Source organism: Pseudomonas sp. 05N431 (assembly GCF_056397005.1).
In genome coordinates, this window is the sequence record NZ_JBFTMN010000013.1 from 23,547 (window position 1) to 39,806 (window position 16,260).

Below are 16,260 nucleotides of genomic sequence, written 5' to 3' on the forward strand. Positions count from 1 at the left end.
TCCTGTTCTCGGGCGAGGGGATGATTTACCGCCACTGCTACTCGACGCCGGACATCGAGAAGGCCTATGACGAATTGATAGCCGCCGGTGTTCAGCCAGAAGACGAAAACGCAAATCCCTTACTGTTCCCGTATCGGGAAAAACAGATCGAAACAGGTCACGCCATTCTCGCTGGTGACGCTGTAGCGGCCACTGTGCAGCTGCATGATCGTGGCGACGATCGAAAGCCCAAGGCCATTGGACTGGGCCGAGCGCTCGCGTGATGGATCAACACGGTAGAAACGCTCGAATAATCTTGGAAGGTGTTCCGCCGGGATGGTGGTTCCGTAGTTGCGCACGCGCAGATTGATGCCGTCCTGGGACGGTGTTGCCTGGATCAACAGTTCGGAATGCGGGGCGCCATATTTGATCGCATTGGCGCACAGGTTTGCCAAGGCGCGGCGTAGCAGCATGGGCTCGGCCCAGATAAGGCCGTCGCCCTCCGCGCGGATGGTCATATCGACGTCTGCGGCCAGGCCTTCAAAGTAATCGGCTACGCGTTCCAGCTCGTCGGCGGCGCCCAGCTCCTGGCGCTGATCACGAGCGCTTCCGGGATCCGTACGCGCGAGGAACAGGATGTTGTCGAGCATGCGTGCCAGGCGTTCGAGTTCTTCGACGTTGGAGGCGAGCAACTGCTGGTAATGTTCCACGCTGCGGTTCTGCTGCATGGCGACCTGGGTTTCACCCAGCAAGTTGTTGATGGGCGTGCGCAGTTCGTGGGCCATGTCGGTCGAGACCTGGCTCAGTTGCGCAAAACCCTTGGAGAGTCGCTCAAGCATGGTGTTGAACGAGTCGATCATCGGCAGCAACTCTTTCGGGGCGCCTTCGCTGTCGAGTCGCTCTGTCAGGTTGCCAATGCCGATACCGTGGGCTTGCTGCGCCAGGCGTCTGACGGGCAACAACCCGCGGTGAACCAGGGCATATCCCGCCAGCGCCAGGACAATCGCCGCGAGGCTGGCGAGGATGTAAACGCTGAGACGATAGCTGGCGAGTACGGCGGTTCGTTCGGTCATCAGGCAGCCAACGGTCAGTTTCAGCGTGCCCGAGTCGATACTCGCGGAGATGGCTGCGAAGGGGGTTCCGTTCACTGCGGGCAGATGCTGTACATCGGTCAGTGACAGGGATTGCTCCATGGCCACGGGCGTGAGGTCGGGAATATCGATATGACGGGGATTGACCTGCAGTAACGGGGCTTCCCCCGGAACACCAATCGTGAGGATGTACTCGCGATTGCCCAGCATGTTCTGAAACAGCACAGGTTTGGTCTTGATCAGATCCAGCGTATTGCTGCCATTGAGAAAATTACGCAGTTGATCGATGCGGTAGACCAGCGTGGACTCGTCGCGCCGGATCAGTTCGCGCTCAAGATCGCGGTACAGGGCGACGCCGGTGGTGGCCAGCAGGGCGAAAGCCAGCAAGGCGAACACCACGGCCAGGCGCAGGGTGAGGGAGTAATGGCGACGGTTCATGGTTGCGTATCGAAGCGGTAGCCAATGCCCCGCACACTGTGGATCAGCTTCAGCTGGAAAGGGTCGTCGATTTTCAGGCGCAGGCGTCGCACGGCCACGTCGACCACGTTGGTGTCGCTGTCGAAGTTCATGTCCCAGACCCGGGAGGCGATCAGTGAACGCGACAGCACCTGATCCTGATGCGTGGCGAACAGGTGCAACAAGGCAAACTCTTTGTTTGTCAGCGTCACTCGCACGCCGGCGCGGGTGACGCGGCGTTTGATGACATCAATTTGCAGGTCGGCGATCTGCAGTTGCTCTTCTTCCCGGGTCGGACCCCGACGGGTCAGGGTGCGCAGGCGTGCGACCAGCTCGGCGAAAGAAAAGGGTTTGATCAGGTAGTCGTCGGCCCCCAGCTCCAGGCCTTTGATTCGGTCGGCGATGTCATCGCGCGCGGTCAGGAACAGTACCGGCGTGTCGGCTTCCTTGCGTAGGCGGCGCAGAACTTCCCAGCCGTCCATTTTCGGCATCATCACATCCAGCACGATGACGTCGAAAGGCGTTTCCAGGGCCAGGTATAAACCCTCGACGCCATCGCGGGCCAGGCTGACGGAGTATCCCTGCTCCTGCAGACCATTGAGTAAGTAATTGCCCGCCTTGGGCTCGTCTTCCACGACAAGGATGTTCATGAGAATGACCTTGGTTCGGTGTCGGCCTTCAACCCAAAAAAACGGACCTGAACGCCGAGAGCAGGTCGCGCAATTTTAGCCCAATCATCAGGTTTTGTTGCGTATTGCCTGCTCCCGGACAGTCATGTGTATACCGCATTCCATCAGTTTCCGTTGGTGCAACGTCCTTGAACCGAATAGTCCAGCACATGTTCCTGACCCTGATGATCCAGGTAATCGAGACGGGCTGGAGTGACGTCACATTGGTCCGGAATTTCAGTCATGGACAGGACTTTCGCAACGTCCAGGTGGACGAAGAAACCGGTCCTGTCGTGGATCACCGCCGAGGTGTCGCTGGTACCGGCGAAGGCTGAGCCGGTGGCGAGGAGGGTGGCGAGTCCGAGCGTTAACAGTTTCATGGCAGTATCTCCTTGTCTGAAGTGGGCTGCCTGTTGTTTGGCAGTGAGTTCACGGTAACAAGGCAACTCCAACAGCCGACGAACAGGGCCATTACAAAGTTGTAATGCAAGGGTGGGTTACTTGAGGCGATTGAAGCGAGAAGTTGCATCGAGAACTATCCTTACCTCTCCAGAGGAGGATGGCGATGAAGTACATGATCAGTTGGTTCGAACGGCCACAAGGTTCGCCTGCAGAGTACGAGAGTGCGCAGAAGCGGATCCTGGAGGTGTTCGGTCAATGGAAAGCCCCGGACAATTTCAAGATCGAGGTGTTTGTCGTGCGCGTGGGCGAGTGGGGTGGACACATGTTGGTGGACTGCGACGATCCGCTGGCGGTTCACAAGGTGTGCTCGACGTTTCCTGCGTTTGAATTCCAGGCGCGCCCTGTGGTTGCCGTCGAGGACGCGGTCCGGGTCGAACTTGAAGCAATCGCCTGGCGCGATGGCCTGAAACCCCAGTGATGCAGATTATCCCGGTGCTATCAAAGAGCGGGCGCATCGTCCGCTGAGCTTTGTTGAACGAACCGATCAATCAACCATCTTGCGGCGGGTCCTGGCGGCAGGTCCGTGCGATAGATGGCGTCGAAGGTATACATCCCGCTTTTGTATTCCGGCATTTTCAGCTGGACGAGTCGGCCCGCATCCRGATCTTCCCGGACCATCGTGATCGGCATGTTCCCCCAGCCAATGCCTTCACGCAGCAACATGTGTTTAGCCCCCAGATCGGCCAGCCTCCACGTGCGGGTACTGAGGACTGCGAAGTCCTTGTCTTTTGTCAGGAGTGAACGGTCGGACAGCACAAGCTGGATGAACTCACGTCCAGCACCTGGAATATTCAACTCGCTTGAAGCCAGTGGATGATTGGGCGCTGCCACCGGAATCAGCTCAACACTGCCGACCGCAATTCTTTCGATACCATCAATCCCCTCATTCATCGGGCCACTGACGCCGACGGACGCGCCGCCGTTGATCACCAGTTGAGTGACTGCGCCGAGCGCCTCCATATGCAAGTGGAGTGCAACCGTAGGAAATTCCTCTCGAAATGATTTGAGTGCGTCCACCACGCGCTCAGCGGGAAGCATCACATCCAGTACCACATGAACTTCAGCTTCGAGCCCCTGAAGCAGGCCTTTTACTTTGGCGCGTAACCCATGAATGCCATTGGCGATGGTTCTGGCTTCGGCCAGCACGGTGCGGCCGGCGTCGGTGAGCTGGGGTTTACGTGTCGTATGGCGGTCAAACAGCTCCACGCCGAGTTGCATCTCAAGATTGGCGATCGAATAGCTGATGACTGAAGTGGCACGGTGCAGCTTTCGTGCGGCGGCCGCAAAACTGCCGACCTCGACAACCGTCAGGAACACACGCAGTTGATCGAGGGTAGGAGTGCCTGGGTCTGAGATCATTTCTATTTACTCGAACGTAATCGTCGAAATTAGTCGGCTATTACGATTGTAGAGTGGGTGGCAGACTTTCTTCAACGCGGTGCTCCAATGGTGGATGCGCCCAACTTGATGGAAGAACGACCATGTCCCAATCTGCTGCTACTACCTCCAAAGATACCCATGAACTGTCCAGCGCTGTCGCTACCAGCGCCACGGCGGCGTTAGTCGGCCGTGTGTTTCTCAGCGCCATCTTCATCCTCTCGGGCATCTCCAAACTGAGCGCCCCGGCGATGATGATCGGCTACATCGGTTCGGTTGGCTTGCCATTCCCGCAACTCGCTCTGGCGTTGGCCATCATCATCGAGATCGGTGGCGGTATTGCGCTGATCGCCGGCTACCGCACCCGTACAGTGGCACTGGTGCTTGCGCTGTTCAGCGTGATCACCGCGCTGGCATTCCATAACAGCCTGGGCGACCAGAACCAGTTCATCCACTTCTTCAAGAACATCGCCATGGCGGGCGGCCTGTTGCAGGTCGTCGCGTTTGGCGCCGGTCGCTTCAGCCTTGACGCCCGTCGTCGCTGAGCCAATAGCGCCGCAGTGGATGAACGCGTGCGGCGCCTCTCTGGTTTCATCTTTCGAAATACTCCGAGGATTCACCATGAAAGCCATACGTGTGAATGAATACGGCAACCCGGATGTGTTGCGCCTGGAAGACCTTGCCGACCCGCTTGCGGGCGAGGGTGAGGTGCTGATCGATGTGGAGGGTGCAGCGGTCAACCCGATCGATTGGAAGCTTCTTTCGGGCGCCATGAAGGCCTTCATCCCGTTGCCGTTGCCCTACACGCCGGGCGCCGAAGTGGCAGGAACGATTTCCGCAATCGGCAAGGGCGTGAGCGGTTTTACAGTCGGCGACAAGGTGTTTGGTTTTATCGGCCTTGTCGGTGGCTATGCCACAAAGGCCGTCGTCCCGGCAGATCGCCTGGCGCTGAAGCCGCGCAGTCTTTCCGCCCTGCAGGCCAGTGGTGTGGCAGTGGCAGCACTGACAGCCTGGCAAGCGTTGCATGAGCACGCGGGCATCAAGGCGGGTCAGCGAGTGCTGATTCAGGGTGCCGCCGGCGGAGTCGGCAGCATGGCCGTGCAAATGGCCAGGCATGCCGGCGCCACGGTGATTGCCACCGCGTCGATCGGCAACCATGACTATCTGAAAACAATCGGTGCGAATCAGGTGATCGACTACCGTAGCCAGGCCTTCGAGGAGGTGGTGACGGATGTGGACATCGTGCTTGACCTGATTGGTGGCGAAACCCAGCGACGTTCCTGGAAGGTATTGAAGCAGGGCGGGGTCCTGGTGTCGCCGGTCAGCGCGCCGGACGCGGAGTTGGCGAAGGCGCACGGCGTTTCTGCAAAAAACTTCGCCACTCGGGCAGATGGCAGGCAACTCACGACCATCGCCGAAATGTTCGATGCAGGCCAACTCTCCGTAGAGGTCGAAGTGTTTCCGATCTCGCAGGTGAAGCAGGCCGTCGAAAAAAGTATGGCCGGGCATACGCGTGGCAAGATCGTGCTTGATCTTGGCCAGTAAGAGTCAGGCAATAAAACACCGCAGCTAAGGCAACACATTCTGTAAAACGAAGCAAAACCAGTGTGGGAGCGAGCTTGCTCGCGATAGCGGTATTACATTAGGCATCAGCGTTTACTGTCACACCGCTATCGCGAGCAAGCTCGCTCCCACATTTTTCAGCCAATGAGATCGGCGCCTGTCGTCAGGACGATTTTTCCAAAGTGTGTGCCGGAATCGATCAGCTCGTGAGCGCTGCGAGCGTCGGTAAGCGCAAAGGTCTTGTAGATAACCGGCTTGATCTTGCCGCTTTCGATGTGCGGCCAGACCTGCTGCATGAGTTAAGCCAGTACGCAATTCGCAGCTGGCGAAGCCTGCGTTCGGCTGCGAAGCAGTCTTAAAATCACGTCATGCGGTCCTCCAGATCGACCGAGGCGGCAGGATTCACGACTGCTTCGCAGCCGAACGCAGGCTACGCCAGCTGCTACGGGTCATGTGTTGCCCCCGCGGTCTCTTGGCTGACTTGCATTAGCCCAGAAGGCGCCCGTTTTTACAGGTGTTGGCCAATCATTCACTGATCTAAATCGACAGGCCAAACCGATACTCGTGCTCTGTCACTTCTTGCCGAGCCCCTTCTTGTCGAGAGGCATGTTCGATCAGGAAACCACACCGCTTGAGTACTTTCGCCGAGCCAATATTGCCAGCGTATACGTTGGCAACCAGTTGTTTAAGGCTCCAATGCAGCTGCGCCTCCTGGATCAGATGCCTTACCGCCAGCGTTGCCAGTCCCTGCCCGCAAGCGCTTTGAGCAATCCGATAGCCGACCTCTGCCGATCGCTCGGCTATGTCGATGTCTTTCAGGTTCGCTCGACCCACTATTTTTCCGTCAGGATCTTCGATGACAAATGGGTGCCAGGTTCCGGTGGCAAAACCGGATAAATAAGCCGCGATGTGGTCGGTGACGCCCTGCACCGAGTAAAAAGCCGAATCGCGCGCGTCAATGTGGCGCTCAAACCATTCGCGATTGTCCAGTTCAAATGCCAGCAATGCTTCAGCATCAGTACTTTGCAGGGTACGAATAACAACGTGGCTTATGGCTGCGGCGTCCTCGCTTGTTGCGTTTCGAATCGGGCAATCCATTTGGGCAGCTCCTTGCGTGTGGTCGTCTGATCGTAAAGGGATGCGGTTTTACTGGCTACGTTGGAAGCAGGCTCTGGCATGGAAGAAAGATGGCCAATAGCTTTCATTTCAGGCGTTAGTACCGTTCGAAGGCGTTTATACTGCGCGGGTTTTTGATCAATGTGCGCTCTACCGCCCGGGTACTCACTTGAAACGCGACCTTCGACTTGCCACTTTGCTGACCTCCCTGGTGTGTGTATCCGTGGTGGTGCTGACTGCCTGGCAAATCTGGACCTCCCGTGAGAACACCCTGATTGATATTGAAACCGACACGTTGAACTTGACCAATGCGCTCAACACGTACACCGAGGGCACGTTCAAGCAAAGCGAAGTGGTACTGCTGGGGTTGACAGAAAGGATCGAAAAAGACGGGACCGGCCCGCAGCAGCTCGAACGCCTGAAAGTGCTGGTCGCTCAGGAGATGGGTGCACTGAAGCAATTGAACAGCGTGGCGCTGTATGACGCTCAGGGATACTGGATATTCTCGACCAACAAGCCTGTCTCACCCAACAGCAACCACGCTGATCGAGCGTTCTTCAAGCATCACCGTGACAATCCGGACCGCGGCATCTTCATCGGTCCGGCGATTCTCAGTCGTGCCACCGGCGTCTGGGTGATTTCGATCAGTCGACGAATTGATCATCCGGATGGAAGTTTCGCCGGGGTGATTGCCGCTACCTTGAGTCTCGAACACTTCCTCAAGCTCTATCGGACCATTCAAGTGGGGCAGTTCGGCGCGATCAGCCTGACCTCATCCGACGGGCGTCTTCTGGTGAGGTATCCCTTTCAGGAGCAGGACATCGGGCGTGATCTGTCTCGTGCGCCGATATTTTCCGAGTACCTGAGCAAGATGTCGTCAGGCACTGTGGATTTTGCTTCAAAAGTCGATGGCATCCATCGAATCTATGCGTTCACCAGAAGTGATCAATATCCCTTCGTAACGACGGTAGCGGTAGGCCAGGACGAGGCCATGCAAGCGTGGTGGAGCCAGACCCGGCAATCGGTTGCCGTGGTTATGGTGTTGTTGGGACTCCTGGTTGCGCTGGGGCGCAGATTGATTGCCCACATCAGTCATCGTATTCGGGCTGAGACAGCACTGCTGACGACTCAGGCCACACTGATCGAGCTTAACCAGACGCTGGAGATTCTTGCCAGCGAGGACAAGTTGACCGGTCTTGCCAACCGTCGGCATTTCGATCAGTTTCTGGACATCGAATTCAAGCGCGCCAAGCGCCTGCGAAGTCCTCTGTCGCTGATCCTGATCGATGTGGATTTTTTCAAACGTTACAACGATCACTATGGGCATCTTGCCGGAGACGAATGCCTGCGGATCATCAGTCAGTCGATCAAGCAGTGTGTACGCCGTCCAGGTGACATGGCCGCCCGCTACGGCGGTGAAGAGATCGCTGTGGTGATGCCCAATACGGACGAGGCGGGCGCCCACACGGTTGCCGAAGCGATTCTCCTCGGCATTGCTCAGGCGCGAATTGAACACCTGTCGAGCCCTTTCGGTAGCGTGACCGCCAGCCTGGGGCTGGCGACTTTTAGCACCTACGATAGCGAGCATGATGAAAAGGCCCTGATCGATCTGGCCGACCGCGCACTGTATTTGGCAAAGTCGCAGGGCAGAAATCGCCTGAGTGTCGCCGCCGTTGGCGTGCAAGGTGAATCTGCGTAATCCGCGATGGCGCGGGTGCAGTGCTAGCGCTTTTCAAACCAGCCATGATCGCGGTACCAGGCCAGCGTATCGGTAAGGGTCTGTTCGACGGGGCGAAACCGCAGCCCCAATTCTTGTTCGCTCTTGTGCGGGTTGAAGTGCGTGCGCCCGGCTTCGCGCACCATCAGGCGCACGGTCGCCATGCTCAGCAGAATCGGCTTGCCGGTCAGGCGTGCGTAGAGCTCTTGCGCGAAAGCCAAGGCGTAAAGCAGCGACAGCGGCATTTGCCGTCGCGGTGTCTTGACACCCGCGATCCGGCCCAGCAAGGGCACCAACTCTCCCATCGTCATATGCCGGCCCGCCGCCAGATAACGTTCGCCACGTCGCCCGCACGTTGCAGCGGTGATCTGCGCCAATGCAACATCGCGGGCATCGACGACAGAGAAGCTGCCGGGAACCAGGCCGGGCAGCTTATTGCGCACGACGTCGTTGAGTAACTGTCCCGAGGAAGTCGGCCCACTATCGGCAGGACCCCACATCCAGCCAGGCAGCACCATGCAGGCATGCAGGTCGGGGTGGTCTTCCAGGAACGACAACACGACACGGTCCGCGAGGATCTTGCTGCGATAGTAGTCATCCGCATCGGCTTCGTCGCGCAGGTACGTCTCATCGATTGATGTGCCAGGAGCGCCGTCGAGCACGGCAATCGAAGAGGTATGGATGAAACGGCGGACACCGGCGTCGTAGGCGTGCTCAAGCAGGCGCTGCGTGCCCGTCACGTTGATCTTTTCGAGTTCCTCCCAGTGGCTGCCGCCCTTGTAGTTGTCGCGAAAGAACGCCGCGGTGTGAAACACCGTATCGCAGCCTTGCATTGACGCGGCGAAGGCATCGACATCGGCCATGTCACCCACGACCAGTCTCACGCCTGGCAGGTTTTTGAACTGTTGTTCACCTTTGGCTCTGGAACGGACCAGGGCTTTGACCTCATAGCCATCGGCGACCAGTTCACGCACAAGGTTGTTGCCCAGCAAACCGGTTGCGCCGGTGACGAATGTACTGCGCATGTGTCATCCCTTACATTGACTAAAGCGGGTAGATATACCCTTGCCGCCATTCCCGAAAAACAGCGACTGCTGCATAATGGTTTTGCACATTTGCAAAGCAACGGGCATGTACATGAGTTCAGAAGCGAATTGGGACGATCTGCGTCTGTTGTTGGCAGTCTCGCGACGTGGCAGCTTTCTTCAGGCCGGCCAATTGCTGGGCATCGCGGCGTCTACGGTGTCCCGAAGGATCACTCAGCTTGAGGGTTCACTCGGCGAGCCACTCGTCGAGCGTGGCGTTGAAGGCTGCTGGCTGACCTCGCGGGGCCAATCCCTTGTTGAAGTTGCCCTGGCCGCGGAGGAGGGCTTGAGGCGTCAGGCCGCTGTCGGCGCATCACAATTGCCGACGGAGCTTTGCGGCAGTGTCCTGGTCAGCGTCGGTGAAGGATTTTCGTCCTGTGTGCTGGAGGCCTCGCATCGCTTTACGTCTGTGCATCCGCGCTGCTCGGTGGAATTGCTGGTCACCGCCGACTTTCACAAGATCGTCCGCGGCGTGGCGGATATCGCTATCCGCACGGCCCATTTGGGCGAGCCGTCGCTGGTTTATCGATCCATGGGCAAGCTCGCTTATGGAGTCTTCGCCGATGCGGCCTATCTGAAACGGTTTCCAGCGGCGGCTCCGGCCACTGCGGCGAATATTGCCTTGCTCCCTCCATTGGACATGTTGCCGCAAATGCGTGCGGCAAAGGCTGCGGGCCTGGAGCGTGCGCAGATCCGAGTGAATTCGTTCGCGGCACAGATCGAAGCGGTAAGGCGAGGGATGGGTGTTGCAGTACTGCCGCGTATTTTGGCAAAGGACCTGATCGCGGTGTTTCCGGATATTCAGCTGCCGGATATGGAGGTCTATCTGGTGACTCGGCCTCAAGCGTTGAAACAGGCCCACATCAAAGGCTTTTTTGTCATTTTGGAACAGGTGCTGCGCGAGGCCCTTTGTGCCGCAGCCGTTGAAGAATGAGAAATTTTTGCGTCTTCGTCGATTCGGCACACTGAGGTAGAATGTCGCGCTCTGGACGCATGTCTGTTCATTTCTGCGTCCGATATTTTAAAAACAGAATTAGTGTCACCCAAGTAGCTGAAGCCAATGACTAATAAAAAGTCAGCGCGGGAGGGGCCTAAACGTGAGACCGATAGTGTCTGTCGGTCTTATATGTCCACCCATCAGTCTTTCTGAGAGCGGGGTTCGACGGCATGCGGCATTGCATGCGGTGAGCCCGGGCAGCTCATGATCAAGAGTGGTGAGTGGATGGCGTTCTATCCTAGGTATTACTGAATGTTAAAAAAAGTGAACACGGGGCTACTCGGCCTGGCCATGTCGATGGTCCTCATGCCTTTGCACGCAGCTGAAACAAAGAAAGTCGATGTGCTCCTCATTGGCGGCGGCATCATGAGTTCGACCTTGGGCGTTTATCTCAATGAACTCGAGCCTGGCATGTCGATGGAGATGGTTGAACGTCTCGATGGCGTCGCCGAGGAAAGTTCGAACGGCTGGAACAACGCCGGGACCGGTCACTCTGCCTTGGCTGAGTTGAACTACACGCCAGAAGACAAGAATGGCAAGGTCGAGATCCCCAAGGCCGTTGAAATCAATGAAGGCTTCCAGATCACGCGTCAATTCTGGGCCTGGCAGGTCAAGAATGGCGTATTGAAGAATCCCCATTCGTTCATCAACTCCACTCCGCACATGAGCTTTGTGTGGGGCGATGACAACATCCAGTTCTTGAAGAAGCGCTACGAAGCCCTGCAAGCGAGCCCGCTGTTTGCCGGCATGCAGTACTCGGAAGACCCGGAGCAGATCAAGAAATGGGTTCCGCTGATGATGGAAGGCCGTGACCCGAATCAAAAGGTCGCAGCAACCTGGACTCCGATTGGTACCGACGTGAACTTCGGCGAGATTACCCGCCAGTTCGTCGGCTATCTGCAAACCAAGCCGAACTTCTCGCTGAAGCTTTCGAGCGAAGTGGAAGACATCAAGCGCAATGAAGATGGCAGCTGGCGCGTTTCCTACAAGAACCTGAAAGACGGTTCCGAAACCCAGACTGACGCCAAATTTGTGTTCATCGGCGCGGGCGGCGGTGCACTGCATCTGCTGCAGAAGTCGGGCATCCCTGAAGCACAAGAGTATGCAGGCTTCCCGGTCGGCGGCTCGTTCCTGGTGACCGATAACCCGGCTATCGCTGAACAGCACATGGCGAAGGCCTACGGCAAGGCGTCGGTTGGCGCACCGCCGATGTCGGTTCCGCACCTGGATACCCGCGTGCTCGATGGCAAGCGCGTGATCCTGTTTGGCCCATTCGCGACCTTCTCCACGAAGTTCCTGAAAGAAGGCTCTTACTTCGACCTGCTGACCAGCACGACCACGCACAACTTCTGGCCAATGACCAAGGTGGGCATCGAGCAGTACCCACTGGTTGAATACCTGGCCGGCCAACTGATGCTGTCGGACGACGACCGCATGAATGCCCTGAAGGAATACTTCCCGAACGCCAAGAAGGAAGACTGGCGCCTGTGGCAAGCCGGTCAGCGCGTTCAGATCATCAAGCGTGATGAAGAGAAGGGCGGCATCCTGAAACTGGGCACCGAGATCGTCAGCTCCCAGGACGGCAGCATTGCCGGTCTGCTGGGCGCATCGCCAGGCGCGTCCACCGCGGCTCCGATCATGCTGGGCGTGCTTGAGAAGGTCTTCAAGGACAAGGTCGCGACCCCGGCCTGGCAGGAAAAGCTGCACCAGATCATTCCGAGTTACGGCACCAAGCTGAACGACAGTCCTGAGCGTGTTTACCAGGAATGGACGTACACCAGTCAAATTCTGCAACTTGCCACACCGCCTGTGATTGGCACGGCAGCGGCTGCTCAAACAACCGCTCCAGCTCCAGCGCAACCACAGAAAGAAAGCAATCCAGCGACTGATATGGCCCTGTAAGACGAGGCCCCGCCACGCACTGTGTGGCGGGGCTTGCGCGCTGGACCGATCAGAAACGATAAAGCCCGGACTTGTGCCGGGCTTTATCGTTTCTGGCGTTTGTTCGCGCCATCAGTACTTGAGGAGGACTTGCCCCGATGCCGGCAAATGAATGGATTTCACACTCGGCACATTCCTTGTAGCAGCTGGCGAAGCCTGCGTTCGGCTGCGTAGCGGCCGTAAAATCAGACACCATGTTTTTTCAGGTTAACCGCGAACGCTGGATTTACGACTGCTGCGCAGCCGAACGCAGGCTTCGCCAGCTGCTACAAATCGCGTAATGGCTTCTGGGTTTTTTCAGACAAAAAAAGAGCCTCAAAGCTCTTTGATGGGGAGGAAGTAGAGCCCAGAGGCTCAAGATGCACGTGAAGCAAGTGGTGAGCTTGGTAGGGGTTCAGATCACTCACCACCTACGCAACTGCTGGAGCATTTAACAGTTGCGTAAAATTATCCTAGGAAGGTGGGGACGTGTGCTCAAGTACCGTTAGTCGTGTGTCGTCGGGGCTTGTACCGGGTCGTCAAGTGATGTCCGGCGCCTGGCGAAACCGCTTGGGAATGGCGTCCGCAAACGGGTAGAGCGAAAAGTACGGCCGGGCTTCGTCGATGACTCGCTGGATGGACGGTCTGCGCGTCAACCGGTCGAAATAAGCACTCAAGTGCTTGAATTCGCTCGGGAACGGCACGAGCGTGCTGGCATAGAAAAGCGCCGGGGTTGCGGCGCAATCGGCCAGGCTGAAGTCCTGGCCGGCCACCCAGATTCGCGACGCCATCCGATGGTCGAGCATGGCGTAGGCCGTTTCCAGCGTGGACCGTTGTTTGCTCAAATCAGCGTTGGCGTTGTGCAGGCGGTCACCGACAATCTGTTGCATCGGCTCATGCACATAATTGTCGAAAAAGCGGTCCCACAGACGCACCTCCAGCGCGGCCTCCCAATCGTTCGGAATCAACGGTAGCTCACCCGGATAGTAGTGATCCAGGTACTCGATGATGATCGTGGTCTCCGGCAGAGCGCGCTGGCGCAGGTGGTCGCTGATAACCGGGAACTTGATCAGTGGCCAGAGGGATTGAAGCTCCGCGCGGTCTGCATCGTCTGTCAGGTCGATGATCCGCTTTTCGAATTCGGTAGCGTTTTCGTAAAGCGCGATCAGCACTTTGTGGCAGTACGACGACAGCGGATGGTAGTAAAGAGTCAGCGACATCGTTCAACTCCTCAGTGGTGTTGCCCCTCATCATAGACGCTGAAATGACGGCTCGAAGGGGATCGCCAGCCGCCACGACAGATGGCCTCCGATACCCCTTTCTACCCCTCTCGGGTTACCCCATCGACGTCATTACGCTGCTGTCATGCGCACTTCATACTCCGTTCCAGCCTGTGTATGGGCTGTTGAGTCTGGCGGCGTAGCGTCCGCTATTACCTCGAAGGAAAACGCATGAAGATTGAACTGGTACAGCTGGCCGGTCGCGATGGCGACACGGCGTATAACCTCAAGCGAACCCTGGAGGCCATCGAGACGTGCGCGCCCGATACCGATTTACTGGTATTCCCTGAAACTCAGCTGATGGGGTTTGCCAGCGCCGAGCAACTGCACCGCGTGGCCGAGCCCGTTGACGGGCCTGCCGTGCAGGCGGTTCTGCGTGCGGTGCGCGAGCGCGATGTAGCGGTGGTGGTGGGGTTGGCCGAGCGCGATGGCGAGCACTTCTTCAACACCTCGCTGCTGCTGACACCGCACGGCGTGGCATTGAGTTATCGCAAGACGCACTTGTGGCCATCGGAACGCGGCCTGTTCCAGCCTGGGGATCGCTTTGCCACGGCGCTGTGGAAAGGCGTGCGGGTGGGGCTGTTGATCTGCTACGACATCGAACTGCCGGAAACGGCGCGAGCCTTGGGTCAGTTGGGCGTGGAGCTGATCTTGGTCACCAACGGCAACATGGACCCCTACGGTCCCGTACATCGCACTGCGATCATGGCCCGGGCCCAGGAAAACCAGGCCTTTGCGGTCATGGTCAACCGCTGCGGTCCAGGGGATGAAGGGTTGACGTTTGCCGGTGCGAGCGCGGTGGTCGACCCGATGGGGCGTCTGTTGTTCGAAGCCGGACGCGAAGAATGCCGGCAGGTGATCGAGCTGGATCTCGAACTGCTGCAAGTGGCTCGCAAGGAGTATGACTACCTCAAGGATCGTCGCTTGCAACTCGTTGGTGAGCAGAGTGCGCATGCCGATGGCCGGCGTCAGTTGCTGATTCCCTGACAACGGCAATGCTTGAACCTTAAGTCGATTTTGGTGCTGCCATAACAATCAAATAACAGCAGACGCCGCGCTCATCGACCGATGATCGCGCGATCGCTTTGGAGTCTCCCGATGAAACCTCTGTGTAGCTTGCAACTGGTTGTAGCCTCTTTGCTCAGCCTGGGTATGACCTGCGCTGAAGCCGCTGAACCGAACGTCTCGATCTATAACTGGTATGACTACATTGCGCCGGATGCGACCAAGCATTTCCAGCAGGAAACCGGCGTCGCAACGGTCTACGACGTGTTCGATAACAGCGATGTGATGCAGAGCAAACTCATGGCCGGGCGCAGCGGCTATGACGTTGTGGTCGCCAGCAGCGATCTGCTGCCCAACCTGATCAAGTCGGGTGTGCTCAAGGAACTGGACCGCAGCCAGTTGCCGAACCTGCCGCACCTGGACCCGGAGATCCTTGCCAAGGTGCAACGCAATGATCCCGGCAACCGCTACGCAGCGCCCTATTTGTGGGGCACCACGGGCGTGGGGTATGACGTGGACAAGGTCAAGTCGCTATTGGGAACGGATGCCCCCGTCAATTCCTGGGACCTGATCTTCAAGGAAGAAAACGTCGCCAAGTTGAGTCAATGTGGTGTGGCGATGCTGGATGCGCCCAACGAAATCATTCCGATTGCGCTGCACTACCTCGGGCTGCCCTACAACAGCCAGAACCCCGAGGATTACCGCAAGGCCGAAGCACTGTTGCTGAAGGTCCGTCCGTATATCCGTTACTTCGACTCCTCCAAATTCATTTCCGACCTGGCCAACGGCAATGTCTGTGTCGTGCTCGGCTGGTCGGGAGGCGTATACGACGCTCAGTTGGCATCGGCGAAGGCCGGTAACGTGCGTAATCTGGTCTACAGCATTCCGCGTGAGGGCGCGCCGGTATGGGTGGAAAACATGGTGTTGCTCAACGACGCGCCACACCCGCAACAGGGCCTGAGCTTCATCAACTACATGCTGCGCCCTGACGTCATTGCAGAAACCTCCAACTACCTGGGCTACCCCAACGCCAACAAGGACGCCACCACACTGGTCGAGCAGAAAGTTCGCGACAACCCCGGGGTGTACCCCTCCAAGGAAACCATGGCCACCCTGTTCCCGCTTGAGCCGTTGCCGCTGAAGATGGAGCGCGTACGCACCCGGGTCTGGAGCAAAGTCAAAACCGGCAGTTGAGTGGATTGATCGGGGCGGGCGACAGGCTTCGATAGACACGTTAAAACTGCGGGGCTCATCAATATGAGCCCCGCAGACGATTCTGAATCCCCCGCCAAACCTTCTGCATCAAGCGCGTCGGGCTTCTAGCGGCGGTGTGCCATCGTGAAACATGGTCTTCAGTTGTGCGCGCAGCTCTGGCGAATCGACGTGCTTGTGAACACTGACCGCATGCTGTGCGGCGGCTTCCAGCAACTCTTTTTCAGAATCGGCGGACAATGCGACAGAACACTTGGTTTCGCTTGGGAATTCACGGCAATCGATGTATTTACGCGACATGATGTTCTCCTTCATACGAAGGCAGGCCTGCG

General features: G+C 57.7%; 17 protein-coding genes and 1 pseudogene. 9 read left to right on the forward strand and 9 right to left on the reverse strand.

Annotated features, from left to right (window positions below; genetic code table 11):
• Positions 1-8: 8 nt before the first annotated feature.
• Positions 9-122, forward strand: a pseudogene (locus AC1DIG_RS21100) (VOC family protein); the annotation flags it as partial.
• On the opposite strand, the gene AC1DIG_RS21105 reads toward AC1DIG_RS21100, so the two are convergent.
• The 3 genes from AC1DIG_RS21105 to AC1DIG_RS21115 form a co-directional block, all read right to left on the reverse strand.
• A complete protein-coding gene (locus tag AC1DIG_RS21105) occupies positions 120-1,508 on the reverse strand; it encodes a heavy metal sensor histidine kinase (protein ID WP_477768852.1) in 1,389 nt (462 codons plus the stop codon). The pseudogene AC1DIG_RS21100 and the gene AC1DIG_RS21105 sit on opposite strands and share 3 nt — an antisense overlap.
• On the reverse strand, positions 1,505-2,176 hold the full coding sequence (locus AC1DIG_RS21110; RefSeq protein ID WP_019689699.1) for a heavy metal response regulator transcription factor: 672 nt from the start codon (positions 2,174-2,176) through the stop codon (positions 1,505-1,507). The genes AC1DIG_RS21105 and AC1DIG_RS21110 overlap by 4 nt, the downstream gene beginning before the upstream one ends.
• A 143-nt stretch (positions 2,177-2,319) precedes the next feature.
• Positions 2,320-2,574, reverse strand: coding sequence for a DUF2790 domain-containing protein (locus tag AC1DIG_RS21115; protein WP_054597996.1), 255 nt, complete (start codon positions 2,572-2,574; stop codon positions 2,320-2,322).
• 185 nt (positions 2,575-2,759) lie between these two features.
• Between AC1DIG_RS21115 and AC1DIG_RS21120 the strand changes: the two genes are divergently transcribed.
• A complete protein-coding gene (locus AC1DIG_RS21120; protein WP_103315934.1) occupies positions 2,760-3,074 on the forward strand; it encodes a DUF3303 domain-containing protein in 315 nt (104 codons plus the stop codon).
• 20 nt (positions 3,075-3,094) lie between these two features.
• Here the strand turns inward: AC1DIG_RS21120 and AC1DIG_RS21125 are convergent, their stop codons facing one another.
• Positions 3,095-4,015: a LysR family transcriptional regulator gene (locus AC1DIG_RS21125; RefSeq protein ID WP_477768853.1), complete on the reverse strand. Its 921-nt coding sequence runs from the start codon at positions 4,013-4,015 to the stop codon at positions 3,095-3,097.
• Between the two features lie 122 nt (positions 4,016-4,137).
• Here AC1DIG_RS21125 and AC1DIG_RS21130 point away from each other — a divergent pair, with 122 nt between their 5' ends.
• Both AC1DIG_RS21130 and AC1DIG_RS21135 read left to right on the forward strand, forming a co-directional pair.
• Positions 4,138-4,578, forward strand: a complete 441-nt coding sequence (locus tag AC1DIG_RS21130; protein ID WP_477768854.1) for a DoxX family protein — start codon at positions 4,138-4,140, stop codon at positions 4,576-4,578.
• A gap of 76 nt (positions 4,579-4,654) precedes the next feature.
• Positions 4,655-5,578 carry an NADP-dependent oxidoreductase gene (locus AC1DIG_RS21135; protein ID WP_477768855.1) on the forward strand — a complete coding sequence of 308 codons (924 nt, stop codon included), beginning with the start codon at positions 4,655-4,657 and terminating at the stop codon, positions 5,576-5,578.
• Positions 5,579-5,733: 155 nt separating this feature from the next.
• Here AC1DIG_RS21135 and AC1DIG_RS21140 read toward each other — a convergent pair whose 3' ends face one another.
• Together AC1DIG_RS21140 and AC1DIG_RS21145 are read right to left on the reverse strand one after the other, a co-directional pair.
• The gene (locus AC1DIG_RS21140) at positions 5,734-5,892 is read right to left on the reverse strand and encodes a zinc-binding dehydrogenase (RefSeq protein ID WP_477768856.1); all 159 of its coding nucleotides are present in this window, start codon (positions 5,890-5,892) and stop codon (positions 5,734-5,736) included.
• Between the two features lie 241 nt (positions 5,893-6,133).
• Positions 6,134-6,649, reverse strand: coding sequence for a GNAT family N-acetyltransferase (locus tag AC1DIG_RS21145; RefSeq protein ID WP_477768956.1), 516 nt, complete (start codon positions 6,647-6,649; stop codon positions 6,134-6,136).
• Positions 6,650-6,881: 232 nt separating this feature from the next.
• Between AC1DIG_RS21145 and AC1DIG_RS21150 the strand changes: the two genes are divergently transcribed.
• Positions 6,882-8,411 carry a sensor domain-containing diguanylate cyclase gene (locus tag AC1DIG_RS21150; protein WP_477768857.1) on the forward strand — a complete coding sequence of 510 codons (1,530 nt, stop codon included), beginning with the start codon at positions 6,882-6,884 and terminating at the stop codon, positions 8,409-8,411.
• Positions 8,412-8,434: 23 nt separating this feature from the next.
• Here the strand turns inward: AC1DIG_RS21150 and AC1DIG_RS21155 are convergent, their stop codons facing one another.
• On the reverse strand, positions 8,435-9,454 hold the full coding sequence (locus tag AC1DIG_RS21155) for an SDR family oxidoreductase (RefSeq protein WP_477768858.1): 1,020 nt from the start codon (positions 9,452-9,454) through the stop codon (positions 8,435-8,437).
• Between the two features lie 112 nt (positions 9,455-9,566).
• On the opposite strand from AC1DIG_RS21155, the gene AC1DIG_RS21160 reads away from it, so the two are divergent.
• Positions 9,567-10,448, forward strand: a complete 882-nt coding sequence (locus tag AC1DIG_RS21160; protein ID WP_477768859.1) for a LysR family transcriptional regulator — start codon at positions 9,567-9,569, stop codon at positions 10,446-10,448.
• Positions 10,449-10,763: 315 nt separating this feature from the next.
• A complete protein-coding gene (mqo, locus tag AC1DIG_RS21165) occupies positions 10,764-12,413 on the forward strand; it encodes a malate dehydrogenase (quinone) (protein WP_477768860.1) in 1,650 nt (549 codons plus the stop codon).
• A 557-nt stretch (positions 12,414-12,970) separates the two neighbouring features.
• Here the strand turns inward: mqo and AC1DIG_RS21170 are convergent.
• On the reverse strand, positions 12,971-13,651 hold the full coding sequence (locus AC1DIG_RS21170; protein ID WP_477768861.1) for a glutathione S-transferase family protein: 681 nt from the start codon (positions 13,649-13,651) through the stop codon (positions 12,971-12,973).
• Positions 13,652-13,882: 231 nt separating this feature from the next.
• Between AC1DIG_RS21170 and AC1DIG_RS21175 the strand changes: the two genes are divergently transcribed.
• Positions 13,883-14,698 (forward strand): carbon-nitrogen hydrolase family protein, encoded by an 816-nt coding sequence (locus AC1DIG_RS21175; protein WP_477768862.1) that lies wholly within the window; start codon positions 13,883-13,885, stop codon positions 14,696-14,698.
• 111 nt (positions 14,699-14,809) lie between these two features.
• Positions 14,810-15,910: a polyamine ABC transporter substrate-binding protein gene (locus AC1DIG_RS21180; protein ID WP_477768863.1), complete on the forward strand. Its 1,101-nt coding sequence runs from the start codon at positions 14,810-14,812 to the stop codon at positions 15,908-15,910.
• 108 nt (positions 15,911-16,018) lie between these two features.
• On the opposite strand, the gene AC1DIG_RS21185 is transcribed toward AC1DIG_RS21180, so the two are convergent.
• A complete protein-coding gene (locus tag AC1DIG_RS21185; protein WP_477768957.1) occupies positions 16,019-16,228 on the reverse strand; it encodes a DUF1059 domain-containing protein in 210 nt (69 codons plus the stop codon).
• Between the last annotated feature and the right edge of the window lie 32 nt (positions 16,229-16,260).